The organism is Planctomycetota bacterium (assembly GCA_018242585.1).
Taxonomy (GTDB): domain Bacteria; phylum Planctomycetota; class Planctomycetia; order Pirellulales; family PNKZ01; genus JAFEBQ01.
In genome coordinates this window covers 132,114-148,053 of sequence record JAFEBQ010000026.1, presented here as the reverse complement: position 1 = coordinate 148,053, position 15,940 = coordinate 132,114, and the positions used below count along the sequence as shown (strand labels likewise).

At 62.4% G+C, this 15,940-nt stretch carries 14 protein-coding genes; 2 read left to right on the top strand and 12 right to left on the bottom strand.

Going from position 1 to position 15,940, the window contains the following annotated elements:
- The first annotated feature begins 113 nt into the window (after nucleotides 1–113).
- Nucleotides 114–716 (top strand): repressor LexA, encoded by a 603-nt coding sequence (gene lexA, locus JSS27_13405; protein ID MBS0209939.1) that lies wholly within the window; start codon nucleotides 114–116, stop codon nucleotides 714–716.
- A gap of 173 nt (nucleotides 717–889) precedes the next feature.
- Here lexA and JSS27_13400 read toward each other — a convergent pair whose 3' ends face one another.
- Nucleotides 890–2,245 (bottom strand): sigma-54-dependent Fis family transcriptional regulator, encoded by a 1,356-nt coding sequence (locus JSS27_13400; GenBank protein MBS0209938.1) that lies wholly within the window; start codon nucleotides 2,243–2,245, stop codon nucleotides 890–892.
- A gap of 4 nt (nucleotides 2,246–2,249) precedes the next feature.
- Nucleotides 2,250–3,902, bottom strand: coding sequence for a HAMP domain-containing histidine kinase (locus JSS27_13395; GenBank protein ID MBS0209937.1), 1,653 nt, complete (start codon nucleotides 3,900–3,902; stop codon nucleotides 2,250–2,252).
- 259 nt (nucleotides 3,903–4,161) lie between these two features.
- Between JSS27_13395 and rpsU the strand changes: the two genes are divergently transcribed.
- A complete protein-coding gene (gene rpsU, locus JSS27_13390; protein MBS0209936.1) occupies nucleotides 4,162–4,365 on the top strand; it encodes a 30S ribosomal protein S21 in 204 nt (67 codons plus the stop codon).
- Between the two features lie 16 nt (nucleotides 4,366–4,381).
- On the opposite strand, the gene JSS27_13385 is transcribed toward rpsU, so the two are convergent.
- The 10 genes from JSS27_13385 to JSS27_13340 form a co-directional block, all read right to left on the bottom strand.
- Complete coding sequence (locus JSS27_13385; protein ID MBS0209935.1) at nucleotides 4,382–5,584, bottom strand: type II secretion system F family protein; 1,203 nt, start codon at nucleotides 5,582–5,584, stop codon at nucleotides 4,382–4,384.
- Nucleotides 5,581–7,350, bottom strand: coding sequence for a Flp pilus assembly complex ATPase component TadA (gene tadA / locus JSS27_13380; GenBank protein MBS0209934.1), 1,770 nt, complete (start codon nucleotides 7,348–7,350; stop codon nucleotides 5,581–5,583). The genes JSS27_13385 and tadA overlap by 4 nt, the downstream gene beginning before the upstream one ends.
- Before the next feature lie 13 nt (nucleotides 7,351–7,363).
- Complete coding sequence (locus JSS27_13375; GenBank protein ID MBS0209933.1) at nucleotides 7,364–7,690, bottom strand: STAS domain-containing protein; 327 nt, start codon at nucleotides 7,688–7,690, stop codon at nucleotides 7,364–7,366.
- Between the two features lie 43 nt (nucleotides 7,691–7,733).
- Complete coding sequence (locus JSS27_13370; GenBank protein MBS0209932.1) at nucleotides 7,734–8,126, bottom strand: response regulator; 393 nt, start codon at nucleotides 8,124–8,126, stop codon at nucleotides 7,734–7,736.
- A 46-nt stretch (nucleotides 8,127–8,172) separates the two neighbouring features.
- Nucleotides 8,173–9,663, bottom strand: coding sequence for a hypothetical protein (locus JSS27_13365; GenBank protein MBS0209931.1), 1,491 nt, complete (start codon nucleotides 9,661–9,663; stop codon nucleotides 8,173–8,175).
- Between the two features lie 304 nt (nucleotides 9,664–9,967).
- Entirely contained in the window at nucleotides 9,968–11,266 is a 1,299-nt protein-coding gene (locus tag JSS27_13360) for a hypothetical protein (protein ID MBS0209930.1), read from the bottom strand.
- Between the two features lie 94 nt (nucleotides 11,267–11,360).
- The gene (locus JSS27_13355) at nucleotides 11,361–13,823 is read right to left on the bottom strand and encodes a hypothetical protein (GenBank protein MBS0209929.1); all 2,463 of its coding nucleotides are present in this window, start codon (nucleotides 13,821–13,823) and stop codon (nucleotides 11,361–11,363) included.
- 41 nt (nucleotides 13,824–13,864) lie between these two features.
- Nucleotides 13,865–14,533 (bottom strand): hypothetical protein, encoded by a 669-nt coding sequence (locus tag JSS27_13350; GenBank protein ID MBS0209928.1) that lies wholly within the window; start codon nucleotides 14,531–14,533, stop codon nucleotides 13,865–13,867.
- Nucleotides 14,534–14,609: 76 nt separating this feature from the next.
- The gene (pilO, locus tag JSS27_13345) at nucleotides 14,610–15,158 is read right to left on the bottom strand and encodes a type 4a pilus biogenesis protein PilO (GenBank protein MBS0209927.1); all 549 of its coding nucleotides are present in this window, start codon (nucleotides 15,156–15,158) and stop codon (nucleotides 14,610–14,612) included.
- Between the two features lie 18 nt (nucleotides 15,159–15,176).
- Nucleotides 15,177–15,920: a hypothetical protein gene (locus JSS27_13340; GenBank protein MBS0209926.1), complete on the bottom strand. Its 744-nt coding sequence runs from the start codon at nucleotides 15,918–15,920 to the stop codon at nucleotides 15,177–15,179.
- Nucleotides 15,921–15,940: the final 20 nt, after the last annotated feature.

Genomic DNA, 15,940 nt, shown 5'->3' with positions numbered 1-15,940 from the left:
CGAGTGCTTGAGGGTGGCACGGCCCACCTAAGGATTCGATCGGCAAATCAACAAACATGCGTGGTTGCCGCCCCGTTCTCGCGGGTCGGCAACACAACGGAGGACAACGCGCCATGGTGAACCTCGATTGTTTGACGGAGCGGCAGCGCGAGGTCTATGAGCTGATTCGCGACAAGATTCGCGCCCGCGGCTATGGTCCAACCGTTCGCGAAATCGGCGAACACTTCAAGATCAACTCGCCCAACGGCGTGATGTGTCACTTGAAGGCCCTGGAGAAAAAGGGGCTGATCATCCGCGAAGCCAACATGTCGCGAGCCATCACACTGGCCAACGAACCGGTCGAGCGGCGGGGCCTGCGCCTGGCCGGGCAAATCGCGGCCGGCGTGCTGCACGAGGCGGTCGAGCAGGACGAGCAGATCGACTTCGGCGACTTCTTTGACTCGGACGAGCATTACGTCCTGAGCGTCAAAGGGGACTCAATGATCGAGGACCAGATTTGCGATGGCGACTATGTGGTCGTCCACAAGCAAGAGACGGCCTCGCGCGGCCAGGTGGTCGTGGCCATTACCGACGAAGGGGAGGCTACGCTCAAGCGCTGGTATCCCGAGGGGAAACGCATTCGCCTGCAACCAGCCAACTCGTCAATGGCACCGATTTACGTAACCAACGCGCGAGTGCTAGGCGTCGTCGTCGGCGTGGTCCGTAAGGTGCATTAAGAGGCAGCGTAGAGAGTCCGCGTGCATCGCTTTGTAGGGTGCTATGTGAGCACCAGCTTTTTACGCCGCAGGCCTTTCACCATTGCACAAGGCCGCTTGGCCTGCAGCGCGATGATTTGGTGCCCACAGGGCACCCTACGAAGGCGGTCGCGTCAGCGTCGCGTCGGTACGCTTTACGCCTCGGCTTCGGCCGATTCCTGGTTCAGCTTGTTGTACAGCGTCTTCAGGCTGATGCCGAGTTCCTCGGCCGTCTTCGGCTTGCTCCCCTTGTGCCGCTCGAGCGATTGATGGATTGCGCTCATTTCCAGCTCGCGCAGGGTCTTGCCCGCGGGACCAATCTTGAAGTGCGGCCCGCGGAGCCGCTTCTCGTGAAAGCGAATTGGCAGGTGCTGTGTCGTGATCGGCAATGAATCGGCCATGATCGAGGCATGCTCGATCACGTTGGCCAACTCGCGGACGTTGCCGCTCCAGACGTAGCCCTGCAGCGCGTTGAGCGCGTCCTCGGTGAACAAGGGATCGTTCGGCCGAGCGTGCGGCCGCTGACGCCGCAACAGATATTCGGCCAACTCGGGCACGTCGTCGCTCCGCTCGCGCAGCGGTGGCACGCGAATCTCGAATGTATTGATCCGGAACAGCAAGTCCTCGCGGAAGTCACCCTCGGTGACCATTTTTTCCAGATCGCGGTGCGTGGCGCATACCACGCGCACGTCGACCGTCAGCGCGTCGTTGTCACCCACGCGACGAATCTCGCCGCTTTCCAGCGCGCGGAGCAGCTTGGCCTGCATCGCCCGCGGTAGCTCGCCGATTTCGTCCAGGAACAACGTGCCGCCGTTGGCCACTTCGAACAGGCCGACGCGGTGCTCGTCGGCGCCGGTAAACGCGCCGCGACGATGGCCGAATAGCTCGCTTTCGATCAGGTGTTCCGGCAGCGCGCCACAATTGATTGCCACGAACGGCTTCTCGGCGCGCAGGCTTTGATCGTGAATCGCCCGGGCCACCAGTTCCTTGCCGGTGCCAGTTTCGCCCAGAATCAACACGGTCGAATCGGTTGGCCCGACCTTGCTGATCCAATGGCGGACCTGCTGCATGGCCGGAGACTTGCCGATCAGTTGCGGCGTTCCCTCCAGTTTTTGCAGACGCAGTTGCAGCGCCCGGCACTTGTTGGTCATTTCGCGCTTATCGGCCACGCGTTCAAGCAGAGCCTTCAGCTCGGCCAGCTTGTAAGGCTTGGTCAGGTAATCGAACGCGCCATGCCGCAAGGCGTGGATCGCCGATTCGAGCGAGGCCTTGCCCGTGAGCACGATCGCTTCGGTATCGGGGGATAATTGCTTGCAACGATCGATCACCTGCAGGCCCGTCAGCTTGGGCATGTCCAAGTCGACCAGGATACAGTCATAGGTGTTCAGTTCGAGCGCAGCCACGGCCGTCGCGCCATCGGGACAGATGGTCACTTCGTGCCCCATGTGCGGCAATTCGACGCTCATCAATTGCTGCAGCGACGCTTCGTCGTCGGCAAACAACAACTTCAGTCGGTTAGGCTGCTTGGTAGTGATAAGCCAACTCCTTTTGCATCTCGGCCAAAGGCAACCGCACCGTAAAGCGCGCGCCCCGACCCGGTCCATCGCTGTGGGCTTCAAGTGCTCCGCCGTGGTCGGCGACGATTCGATAGGCGATCGACAATCCCAGGCCCGTCCCCTGCCCGCCGCGTTTGCGCGTGAAGAACGGCTCGAACAAGTGTTCGAGCACTTCCTCGGTCATGCCGTGTCCGGTGTCGGTCACCGACAGCTCGGCCTGGTCGCCGTGGGCGTCGATGCGGACGCGCACCTCGCCCTCGTCTTCCAGGCTGTCGAGTCCGTTGACCAGCAGGTTCAACACCACCTGCTTGATCTCTTGTTGGTTGATCATGACGAACAGCGGCACACCCGGTTCGAGTGTCACGTGCTTCGAACTGTAGCGCCCCAGGTGGCCGATCATGTCGATCACGCCGCCGACCAGCCCGCGCAACTCGACCGGCTGGCGGCGGACCTCGCCGATCCGCGAGAAGTCGAGCAGCTTTTCGGTGATTTCCTTACAGCGGAACGCCTCGGTCTGGATCATCCGCAGGTATTTGTGGGCCAGGTCGCGCTGGGACTTGTCCGACTTCAACAGCTCGTCCAAACGCCCTTCCAGCGACTCGGCCGCCATGGCGATCGACGCCAACGGATTGTTGATCTCGTGTGCCACGCCCGCGGCCAGAAAGCCGACGCTGGCTAGTTGCTCGCTGCGCACCACCTGCTTGGTCCGTTCCTGGACCTGCCGATCGAGGTCATCGCGAATCGTGCGGAAGCGAACGGTCATATCGTTCATCGCGCCGGCCAACTCGGCCATCTCGTCGTGCGAGTTCATCACGATGCGGTACTCGAAGTTGCCCCCCGCCACCTTGCGCGACCCCTTGATCAGCACCCGCAACGGCCGGAAGACCCAGTCGTAGAATAATTTAACCAGCAGAATAAACATGCCGGCCGCGAGAATGCTGGTCACGCAGCACAGCACGATCAGCGCGCGGTACTGTCCGCGGGCTTCTTCGGTGAACTCCTCGATGTTCAGGTGAAGATAGCTGGGCAGTTCGACCGCCCGCTCTTCCAGGTATTGCAACTCGGCGTTCAGTCGCGCCAGTTGGACGGCGTCGAACAGCCAATCGGGCTGTTGCATCGTCTTGTCGATACGTTCCAGTGAATGCTCGATCGAACGAACCGTGTCCCACTCGCGCTGGCTGTCGCCGATGGGATCGTCGGGCGAGTTGTCCGCCAGTTGAAAGCGATAGTTGGCCAACGTATTGCGGGTGGCGTCAACGTGGTGGCGGAACTCTTCCTGGGCCCATTGCAAGCTGGCCGACCGACCAAAGGGCGTGTCGGCCGGCGCCTCGCCCTGGCCGCGAATCTCGCTGAGCGCGACGCGCAAATCGCCGACGTGCTGCATCAGCTTGGTGGCGATGGGCAACTCGTACACGCGGCGCAGGCTGCGGACCAGGCTGCGGTAGGAATAGAGCCCTTCGATGCCGCCCCAGGCAATGAGCACCACCATCACGACTAGCAACGCCAGTCCGACGAAGAGCTTGTTCCGAATGGGCCAACGAGCCAGCAAGGCAAACTCCTTACCCAGCAAGCCGATTACCACGCGGGAATCGGCGATTCTCAACCACGCCACTGGACCATGAAACGGGGGCGATCCGGCCGGCAGAGGGCGGGAGTGTACCTATTCGGCCGTTTTGAGCAAATACGAACGGCCGGCCCGCTTTGCGATGCACCGGCCCGCTGCTGGCACGCTCGGGCTGTTCGGGCCGAATGAGAAAAACTACGCAGCTTGCCAGCAAATGCCGATCTAGGCGCAAAGGCTTTTGGTCGTTAGACTACAGCGTTTCGCACCCAGCATTTTCGTTCCCTTAGTGCCCTAGAGTGAGGATCGTGTGGTTAAGTTGACCGTTCGGGACCGTGAATCGATTCAAGAGGCGGTTCGCCGGTTCCGCAAGTTGGTGGAACGCAGCGGCATCAAGAAGGAAATGCGCCGCAAGGAATACTACGAAAAGCCCAGCGAAATTCGCCGTCGCGCCCGGCTGCGTGCCGAACGTCGCACGCGCCGCGTGATCCTCGGGCCGATGGCTCGCGTCTAGGTCTCGGCGGAATCGCCTAGCCGGCTGGTTTGCTCAGGCTGAAGATTGGCAGCATGATCGCCATGCCAATCGTCCCGACCACGCCACCCATCACCGTAATCATGATGGGCTCAAGCATGGCGGTCAGCCCTTTCAACGAGGTCTCGACTTCCTGTTCGTAGAAGTCGCTGACTCGTTCCAGCACCTGGCCCAGGCGACCCGTCCGCTCGCCGGCCGAGATCATCTGGACCAGCATCTGAGGAAACAACGGCTGGCCAGCTAGCGACTCGTGAATCTGCTGCCCTTCGACGACCTGATCCGAGACGTGCTTCCAGAGTTGTTCGTAATACCAGTTGCCCGCCACGTCGGCCGAAAGCTTCAGCGCGTCGAGCACCGGAATGCCGCTCCCCATCATCGTGCCCAGGGTGCGGATACTGCGGCCGATAGCAACCTTGCGTGACATCGTTCCCAACAGCGGCGCTCGGATCTTGATGCCGTCCCAGACCTTCTTGCCCGCTTCGGTTCGTAGCCCGTAAATCAGCCCCCCCACGACCACGGTGGTCCCCAGCAAGCACCAGTACCACTGGTTCACCAGCACGTTCGAGGCGGCCATCATTACCTTGGTCGGCAACGGCAGCTTGGTTCCGCGACTGGCGAACATCGGCGCGAACTGGGGCATGACGTAGGTCAGCAAAAAGATCGTGACCATCACGGCCAGCACCAACATGACCATCGGGTAGGCCAGCGCGGCCCGGACTCTGGCCCGGCTTTCCAGTTCCTTGCGCAAATAGGTGGCAATCCGTTCGAGCATCGGCCCCATCGTACCAGTCGCTTCGCTGGCCTTGATGAGCGAAACGTAAGTCTTGTCGAACAGCTTGGGATGCTTGGCCAGTGCGAGCGAGAAGTCTTCGCCCTGTTGCACGCTGTCGTGCAATTCGAGCAAGACACGCTTCAAGGTGGGGTTCTCTTCCTGAGCGGCCATCGATTCGAGCGCCTCGGCCAGCGCGATGCCGGTGTCGATCATCACCGCCAATTGCGTGCTGGCGTAGACCACTTCGGCCCGGGTGACTCGGCGCGGAAACAAGCTCGGCGGTGGCGAGAGGTCTTCGTTGATTTCCAGCACGGTGAAGCCGTCGCGGCGCAATTGCTGGCCGGCGTCTTCGGCGCTGGCGGCCTCAATTTGTCCTTCGTGCAAGCTTCCCTGGGGGTCGCGTGCCTTGTAGGCAAAAGCAGTGCTCATGATTCATCTCCCGTGGCGGCGGCGACCGCTTCGGCGTTCGGCGCCTCGCCGGTTTCGCCCGCGTCGCCGACGACATGCATGATTTCCTCGACCGTGGTCAGCCCTTCGCGCACCTTGCGGAAGCCGTCATGTCGGAGCGTGACCATTCCATTGCGCTGGGCGATTTGCCGGATGTTGATCACCGACGGGTTCGAGACGATCACGTCGCGCAGCTCATCAGTAATGTTCAACAATTCGTGGATACCCACGCGGCCGGTATAGCCGGTGTTGCGGCAGCGTTTGCAGCCGATGCCGCGATAGTAGGTTTCCATCGGGTAGCCCATCCGCTCGACCGTGCGACGGAGCGTGCGCGGCGGCTCGTAGGCCTGGCGACATTTCGAGCAGATCCGCCGCACCAGCCGCTGGGCCAGCACCATATTCAACGCCGCGCCGATCAGGTACGGCTCAACGCCGATATTGATCAGCCGCGTAATCGCCGAACAGGCGTCGTTGGTGTGCAGCGTGCTGAACACCATGTGGCCGGTCAGCGCCGCCTGGATGGCGGTGCGAGCCGTGTCCTCGTCGCGGATTTCGCCGACCATGATCGCGTCGGGGTCTTGCCGCAACAGGGTTCGCAGCGCCTTGGCGAAGGTCAGCCCAATGCGGTCTTGCACCTGGAATTGGTTGATCAGCGGCAAGTTGTATTCGATCGGGTCTTCAACCGTGCAGATGTTGTTTTCCATTGAACTGATCGAGTTCAAGCAGGCGTAGAGCGTGGTGCTCTTACCGCTGCCGGTCGGACCAGTGACCAGACAGATGCCGTTCGGCTCGCGGATGTTCCCTTGCAGGTCGGTCAGGATGTCTTCCGAAAAGCCCAGTTCTTCGAGCACCAGCGAGACGCTGCGCGTGTCGAGCACGCGAATCACCGTCTTTTCGCCGCGGGTGGTCGGAAACGTGCTGCAGCGCAAGTCGATCTTGCGACCGTCGAGCATCACGTGGATGCGGCCGTCCTGCGGCAAGCGGCGCTCGCTGATATCCATGCCGCCCATGATCTTGATACGGCTGGTAACCGCGTTCAGCAAGTGGACCGGCACTTCGAGCGACTTGTACAGCCGGCCGTCAATGCGATAGCGCACCCGCAGCACGCGCTCGGCCGGTTCGATGTGGATATCGCTGGCTCCTTCCTTGACGGCGTTGTAGATGATGAAGTTCACCAGCCGGATCACCGGCGACATGCCGGCCGATTCCTCGATGTTGCCGATGTCTTCGATCGCCTCTTCAATCAACTCGACGTCGCCGGCCTCGGACTCGTCGATGATGTCGTCGATGACGAACACCTTCGAGTTGGGCAGCGTGGTGAGCATGCGGCGAATGTCTTTCGCCGTCGACACCACCACCTGTACCTTGCAGCGGGACAGCGTGGCCACTTCCTCGAACAAGAACAGGTTGGCCGGCTCACAGACCGCCAGCGTCAACGTGTCGCCCACCTGAAACAGCGGCAGGACCAGGTTCTTTTCGATGAACTCGCGCGGCAAGACATCGACGATCTTGTTGTCGAAGATGCGCGTTTCGAGCTTGGCGTAGGGGAGCCGGTATTCGTGCGCGATGCACTCGGCGATCTGGTCCTCGGTACACGCGTCGATCTCGACCAGAATCTCGCCCAGCAGCTTGGTCTTATTGCTGTCGTGCTGCTCGCTGAGCGCGGCCTCGAGCTTCTCTTGCGTGACGTAGCCACGCTCGACCAGCAGATTTCCCAGGCGAAGCGGCGGTTGATTGGGAGTGGTCATCGACGTCCTCGCGCTATTGGTAGCTGCGTACCGCGTCGACGACGCTTTCGAATACTTCAAACCGCTGATCCAGCCGCGTGATCTCTAGAATCTTGCGGTTCTGCAGATTCGTCGTGGCCAGCTTCAGCTCCCCCCCTAGCCCGCGCAGCGAGTCTTGCGCCTCGACCAGCGCGGTCAACCCCTTGCTGTCGATCGTTTCGGTGGCGTCCAAATCCACGACCAAATTGCGGCGTTCCAATTGGCAAAGCGCGACCGAGATTTCGGACGCTTGCTCGTTCGCCACCTCCTCGGGAGTGTGGACGACGATCACGCCGCCAAAGATTTCCGTGGTCAGATTCATCGCCTAGTCCCTCGCCCCCGTCGTTTCGTCCGCGTCCGATCGACTAGACGGTGGCCGGCTCGTGGGCCACGCCGATGGCTTGTTCAACCAGGGTCAACAACTCGCGTGGGCTGAATGGCTTGCCCAACACGGCCCGCACGTCCCAGCGCCGAGCCAACTCTTCGTGCGACAATTCCATGCTCTTGCCCGACAGCATGAAGATCGGCATCGATTGCAGCTCGGGCTGCTGGCGAATGCGCTCGACCAGTTGCAGGCCGTTGAGTCGCGGCATCTGGCAGTCGGTGATCAGCAGGTCCGGCTTCACGCGTTGAATCGCCTGCCAACCGAACTCGCCATCACACGCGCACTCGACCTCATAGCCGGCTCGGACCAGCTTGAACTCCGCCGCCTTGGTGATGTGCAACTCGTCGTCGCACAGCAGGATTCGTTTTCCCATGATGTTCCGTCCCGTGAGCTGTAAACCTCAGAACGCCCCACTGCGATCAAGTGTTCCGATTGGCCGCCGGCAGGTTGATCCGGAACGTACTGCCCACGCCCAACTGGCTGGTCAGCGTCAGCTTGCCGCCATGCACGTCCTCGACAATGTGCCGCGCCAGCGGCAACCCCAGGCCCGTGCCCGAGGCCATCTGCGTGTCTTTCTCGACGCGGTAAAACTTCTCGAACACGCGCTGGCAATCCTTGGGGGACAGCCCGACGCCGGTGTCTTCGACCTCGAATTGCACCTGGCCGTCATCCAGTCTGCTGCGCAGCGTCACCAGCCCGCCCGGCGCCGTGTACTTGACCGCGTTCGACAACAGGTTGAGCGCGCCTTGCAGCATCAGGTCGCGATCGACAAAAACGCCCAGGTACAGCGGGCTCAACTCAGCCCGCAAGGAAATCTGCTTGGCCTCGGCCATCGGCTGGACCACGCGGATCGCGTCGTTCAGCACATCGTTCAGCGACTGGCTTTGCTTGCTGACCTTGACCACGCCAGCTTCGATGCGGGCGATGTTCAACAGGTTCTCGATCAGTCGTTGCAAACGCTCGGTCTGTCCGGCGATGACTTCCAGGAATTGGTCCCGGGTTTCCGCGTCTTCGGCCTCGCCATCGGCCAACATCTCGACATAGGCCTTGATGCCGGCCAGCGGGGCTTTCATCTCATGGCTGGCGTTGGAAACAAATTCAGCATGACTGCGGAGCAGTTCTTTCGTCGTGCTTACATCACGCAGTACGGCCACCACGCCTTGGCTGCCCGATTGTTCATCGGCATTGGCTTCGTCGGCCAGATTGGTGACCAAGACGTTGTAGGCGCGGCGTTCGCCGCCGGCCGTTTCAAACTCGATGTCTTCGCTTTTCGCCACCGGACCTTTGCGGCGGCGGGCATCGGCCAACAGCGCGACCAGCTTGTCGCAGTGGGCCAGCCGCGAGAAGACACGCGTCTCGGCCTTCCCGAGATCAAGCGACAACAGCGACTCGGCCGTTTCATTGGCCAGCAGCAATTCGTCGAACTGGTCGACCACCAGGACCGGAGCGTCGATCTTGTCGACGATGGCCAGCGCGCGTTCCTTTTCAGCGGCTTCCCGGCGGCAGCGCAATTCGAGCGCCGTGCGGGCGTGGTCGGCGTCGGCCTGGCGAGCGGCCTGGGCGGCCAGCACATCGCGCAGCCGGAACAAGGCCGACGCGCACGGCGTGCCATTATCGATCGAGGGCAACGAGTCGAGCACCGCCGAAGCCGACTGGCCTGGTTGATCGAAATCGGCCAGGCGGGTGATGAATTGCCGCGCCTCGCGTAGTTGTTTCACCTGACGCCGCCGCAGGTAGTCGGCGACACAAGCCGCGACTAGTGCTGAGCAGAGGAACAAGCACCACTGGGTCAAACGACCCAGCGACGTCGGCGCAAGCAGCGCGACGGCGCAACCTGTCGATAGCGCGAGTGCGCCGATCGACAGGCTCGCTTCAACTGCCCAACCGTTTCCTTTGTTCAACGCCTTCATCATTCGCACACGGCAAGTGATCTGATCGTGGTAGCGTCTCGGAAATCGTCGAGGAGCGAACTATGATCGCACGTCGAACGATCCGACGGCTGCCAGACCCGGCTTGGGGGTTATCCCCTCGGTGGGTCTCTTTTTGGCAACACGAATGGCGCGAAATTGTAGCTTGCCGTTAAGGGCGGGTTACGCGCTCAGGCCCGAAGAGGGCCGCAACTTGCAACCGCCAGTGCGATGTCGCACATACGGCAACGTCAGAGAGGACCGAACGCAATTCCGTCTACGCCGGTCGCGCCGATTGTGACGGCGTCTAGGGCTGAGTGGCGAACCGGCGGTCGAGTTGCCGGGCCCGTTGCAGATGCTCCTGGGCGGCGTCATCTTCGCCCAGTTGACGCAACGTCGCCCCCAGCAGGAAATGCGTGGTGGCCCGCGCTTCGTCGAGGGCTACGGCCCGCTCCAAGGCGCCGCGAGCCTCTTGATAACGCTTCAGGCGGTACTGGGCGGTTCCTTCGATTTCAAGCAGTCGCACCGCACGCGGCCAGCGTTCCCGCGCCGCCGCGCACAGTTGTGCCGATAATTCCGGCTGTTCATGCCTGAGGGGTAACACTGCCGCGTCGATTGCCTCGGCTTCGGTGGTGTCCGTCTGGTCGATCAACCGCGTCAGATATTTCTCGGCGGTGGTCACGTTATCGGACGCCAGGGCCTTGGTTGCCAAGGCCAACAACCGCCCGGCAGTCTCGGGCTTGGCCGCGATGTGATCGGTGGGAAGCAGCGGTCGAGCGTTCGTGTTCAATCGCCCTGGCGCGTTCGACTCGGCGGGTGTGCGATCACTGGGACCGTCGGCCGAAAGGCGAAGGATGCGAGGCTCGTCGGGGCGCCGCGCCTGGCGACGCGAACTGGCCCCCGAGTGGCGTGAGTCACTGGAGTCGCCTCGCGCTGGAGCTTGATTGGAAACGGGGGCGGTTTCCGGCACGTCGGGCGGCGGCACGGGCATGGCGTCAACTCCCACGCGGGCCGCGAGTTCGTTCACTGCATCGGCGTCGGGATGCCGCTGTTGCAGCGCGCCGACACGCTCGGCGCCTTCGTTCTCGTCGCCGAGCGCAACACTGAGTTCAGCCTTCAGCAAATCGCCCGAGGCCTCCTCGCTGGGCGGTTCAGGCATCGCTAATGACGCCTTTTTGGCCGAGCGCCCGATGGACTGGCTGACACGTCGCGTACGATGGGCCTGGGTCACCCGATCGATCGGAGCGGGCGCGGTTCCCTCGGCGCGCGCCGCCCGATCGAAACAGGCCAAGGCGTCTTTCTCATGACCGGCAGCGTCGTAGACCACGGCCACGGCGTGCAAGGCGTCGGCGTCTTCGGGAAACGCGGCCAGTACTTGCCCTCCACGCTTGCAGGCCTCGTCCCAGCGTTCGTCGGCGGCCAGCGATTCGAGCAATAGCAAATGAGCCTCGCGCAGCTTGGGATTGCGCTCGATGAGTGGCCTAAGCTGTTCGTTGCAGGCCCGGTAGTTCTGATGATCGAGGAACGACTTGGCCGCAGCCAATTGGGCCTGATCGCGGCGCGATTCAAAGTCCTGGCAAGCGGCCGCCATACGCTTGGCGCGCATCGGCCGGACATCCTCGGCCACCAATTGGCGGCGCAGCGCGCCGCAGCCAGCCAATAGGCATAGCCCTATCGCGATGGCGCCGATTTGTCGTGCGCTATTTCCCATCGCTCACCGCTTCCGGAACCTTGATGGAGCGGATCTCGCCGGAGATGCCCGGATCCTTCGGGTGCATGGCCCGACCAGTGCCCGGTCGTCCCTGCAATTCATCGAGCAGCCAGGGCGAGACGTTTTCGCCGTCGAGCAGTTTTGCAGTCGTGTCGTTGGCCGGAGGCGCCGGCGGCGTGTTTGGCATCGTGTTTCGCAACGTGCGATCGACCTTGCGGTCCAGCGGTTCGGGCCGGCGCAACGTCGGCGTCCCCATCAGCTCGGTTCGTAAATCCATCGCCTCGCGGTTGCTGGGATCGAACTTGACGGCCATGTCGGCATAACGACGGGCAGTAATCAGATCCCCTCGTTCGATCGCTTCGCGCGAGCGGCGAATGAACCGACGAGCCGAGTGCGACCGGCTCAGCAGGGTCTGGCCGTCGCGGGCCACGGTCTGTCGGCGTTCAAAGTCTTGTCGATCTTCGACGCTTTCCGCGTCGTAATCCGGCGAGTAGACAATCCGCGGGGTGACCAGCACCAGGATTTCGCGGCGCACGATCGAGTCGGTCTTGGTGCGGAACAACTGTCCGACGTACGGCAGGCTGCCGATGAACGGCACTTGCGTCGTATTGCTCTGCAAGTCTTCTTCCAGCAAGCCGCCGATGATCACCGTGCAACCGTCGTAGCACATGATGTTGGTGGTGACTTGCGTGACGTTCTTGGATGGCACGTTGTTCACGCTTTGACCGGCGCTGGAGATTTCGGGGTGAACCTCCATGCGAATCGACCCATCGGCCGAAATGAACGGCCGCAAGCGCAGTTGCGTGCCAATGTCCAGAAACTGGACCGTCTGCGTCGTGAAGGTTTGAGTAACGGTCGAGGTCGTGTACGGAATCTGCGAGCCAATCAGAATCTCGGCGCGCTGCTTGTTCAGGCACAACAGCCGCGGCTGGGCGATGACGTTGATGTCGCCGATCGTTTCCAAGGCCGTGATGAACACGCCGAGCGAATCATCCAGAAAGGCGAATGACAGCCCTCCTTGGGTGAAATTGAACTGCCCCACGGTGCCGCCGGTGGTGCCGTCGGGCACACCCGTGCCGTTCAGCGGATTGACGCGCGGCTGGCCGATGCCAAAGCGGACGTTCTGTTGATCGCGGAGGAATTGCCAATTGACGCCGAATTGGTTTTGGTCATTGAGCGTGACGCTGAGGACCATCGCCTCGATCGCCACTTGCATCGGCCGCCGATCGAGTTCACGCACGACTTCGTCGATCTGGCAAAGGACGGCTTCGTAGTCCTGGACCAGCACCGCCTCGCCGTGCGCCGGGCCGTCGCCGCCGGCGTCGTTACTGTTCACGGCAATGCCAATTTGGGCCGGCGTGGTTACGCTCAGCTTGCCGACCGACGGCGTCAACAGCGGCGTCAGCAACGCCATCAATTCCTTGGCGGGCACGTAATTGGGCCGATAGACGCGCGTGCCGATCTTGTCGAGCGCGACTCGCAAGTCGGCGAAATCCTTCGGCGTACCCACGTATAGGAAGGCCCCTTCGCGCCGGCTGACAAAGCCCGTGCTCTTCAGAATGGCGTCCAGGGCATCGTCGACTTCCACGTTGTTGAGGACCGCGGTAACGCGTCCCTCGACGTTGGCGCTAGCCAGGATGTTCAAGCCGGCCTGCTCACTGAGCAAGTCGAGCACATCGCGCAGGTCGGCCGACTGCATGTTCAGCGTGATCTTCTGCACGCCGTCGGCGTCCTTCTTCATTACGAATTCCGACTTGCCGGCCGGCTCGGCCGGGGCCGGGAGTTCAGCCTTCGGTTGCGCTGCTGGTCCCACGACATTCGGATCGTCCGCGCCCCGCGCTGGAGTGGGGGCCGCATTTACCGGCGGGGCAATGGCTGGTCCGCCGGGCGCCGCTCCCGCCTGGTTTTGCGTCGCGGCCGCCTGCGCGCTTTGCGTGAGCATCTGCTTCACTTCGGGAGGGAAGCCGGCCGGCATTTGCCCATTCAAGACCTGCTGCATCATCTCGGGATTCGATTGAATCGTAGTGAGCGCCTGCTGCAGCGCTTGCTGCTTCTCGGGTGGATACTGGCTCAGGATCGCGGCCGCCTGGTCGGGGCTGATCGGGTTCGAAGTGGCCATCGTCGGCGGCAAGGCCGCCACGCGCAGCGTCGTGGGCCCGGCAATTCGCGGCTCGGTGCGCATCGCCTGGGGATAGCCATAGCTGAACACCGGCGGCGCGGGAGGCTCGCTGGGATGAGACGTGGTGGCTGGCGGCAACATTTCGACCGCGCGAGGGCCGTCGGGCTGGCTGAGTTGCGGCACGGGCTCGACGCGAGCTTTGACAACAATCGACGGAGCCACGCTCGCGACGGTCGCCGACCGCGGAGTCGTGAACAGAGCGAGCATGACGGCGGTGGTCACGCCCAGCGCGCCACAGCCCATCAACAGCCATGCTTTCAACGATCGGTTCATCGTCATCCGTGACGCAATAGGGGGGCGTTCGCCCCGCGGTGTTAAGGCGTTAGGGCCGCCGCGGTCTGCTTGCCGGTCGGTTGGTTGCTGGTCATTGTGTTGCGGCGAATCTTCAAGGGAAACTCACTACCTTCACGGGCGAGAACCACATGCCCCACTTCGACGCCGACGAGCGTGAAGACAATCGCCCGGCTGACCGGCACCTCGTCGCCAAGCTGGTAGGTCTTGCCATTGATCGTTGCCTTGCGCACTCGCGCGATCATGGTGCTGCTCAGTTCCAGGCCTGACTCTTGTGGCGTGCATACCGACCGGCTCTGTTGAACCGCCTGTTCCTGTTGGGCGGCTTTAGCCTGGGCCTCGGCAATTTCTGTTTCACTCGGTGGCAGCTTGACCAGGGCGAACGGGTTGCGCCCTTGATCCTCGGTCCACACGAACGGCTTGGTTTCCAAATCGGCGGTCATCCACTGGTCCAGGTCTTGCCAGCGCCAAGTTGGCGCCTTGTTGTCGTGATTGATTGGCGAAGCCGGCGCCGGAGCAGTCCCCGCGGCTACTGGCGACGGCGCGGGTGCCGCAGCGGCAGTGCTCTTCGGCATCAGCAACGGCAGCCAGAACCACACAGCCACCAGGCCGAGCAGTCCGAGCATGGCCGCCTTCTTCTGGTTGGCCTTCAACTCGCGTTGTAATTGGTTGGCGTAACGTGATAGTGACACGGTCATCTCACACGGCCCGGCAGCACAGCGGCGCTATACCACGCGGGCTCTTCTGTTATCGGCCAGAAAAGTTTCCCTATTCAGTCTGATCGGAATTTACGGCAAAGATTGCCAGGTTTGCCTCGCATTCCAACTTCGCGGTGGCATCGCTGCCATGATGGATATTCAGATCCTCGACCCAGATTCGCGCCGGCAACCGCTCCCAGGCCGCTAGCAACTGCAGCAATTGCGAATAGCTCCCCCGGCAACCAATGCGTACCGAAACGCGCTGCATCTGGGCCAGCGAAGTTCGGCTGTCAGGCGTAAAGCGGGTCGCCTCGACGCCAGCGTCGCGCATGGCGTCGGCCAGGCGTGAGAACACCTGGGCCAGGTCGGCACTGCTGCTTGACGGACCTTGCCAATCGGCGACGTAGGTTTCGATTTCGGCTTGCTCGGCCTGGGCGCTGCGAATTTCGGCGCGCAGCTTGTCGGCGGTCATGGCGAAGGCCAGTTTGTTCTGGATGTCGGTACCCATGGCGGCCACCTCGCGCTGAGCCGGCAGGAAGAGCAGCCAAACGTAAGCGACCGTCCCCAGTGCGATGGGCATCGTGACCAGCCAGGTTTTGTTCTTCAGGCGATCGAACATGATCGTGGCGGCATGCGGTTAGGGATTGGGCGTCAGGGGACTTAACGCGCCGACTGTCGACTCGGCTGGTCGCGGACCGGCGGGCCCGCGCCGTTGGCCGTAACCCGGGCGAACTAGAACTCGGACGGTAAAGCGTAAATGCGCCTGGTCCCGTTCCAGCGAAGCCAATTCGTTTTCGGCCAGCAATGGTTCGCGTGTCAGCAGGCTCAAGTAGTTGTGCAGCGAGGCGTCGTCGCGCGTCGTCCCTTCCAGGTAGATCACGATGCGCGACTGGTCGGCTTCATCACGAACTTTTTCCAGGTCGCGTTCGACGGGGGTGCGCATGTCAGCCGCCGCGACGCCTGGCTGGGGTGGTGGCGCGGCCACCGTGGGTTCCGTGCGAATCTGCTCGCGCTGAAAGCGCACGCGTTCCAGCAGCACATCATTGGGCAACGGCGCGGCGATCGAGGCCAGCAACTGCGAGCGGGGCCAGGGGTGGCGCAGGTACGTAAGCAGTTCCGCCTTCGCACGCAGGGGTACCAGCGTCTGGCGGATATTGGCGAGCTTCTGGCTTTCCAATTGGGCGGCTTGGTAATGGAGCGTGGCGTCGTCGAGTTGAGCCTGCACCTGGCGTCGCTGGCACATCTGCCCAACCTGGGTGGCGCAAATCGCGCCGCCAAACAGAACGAGCACGAGCATCCGCCACCACTTCGAGTGGCGTTGCACGTCAACCTGCCGGTAGCGGTCGGGCAGGAAATCGATTTGTTTGATGTTCGTGCTCATGATTCGCTGGAACGCGCGCC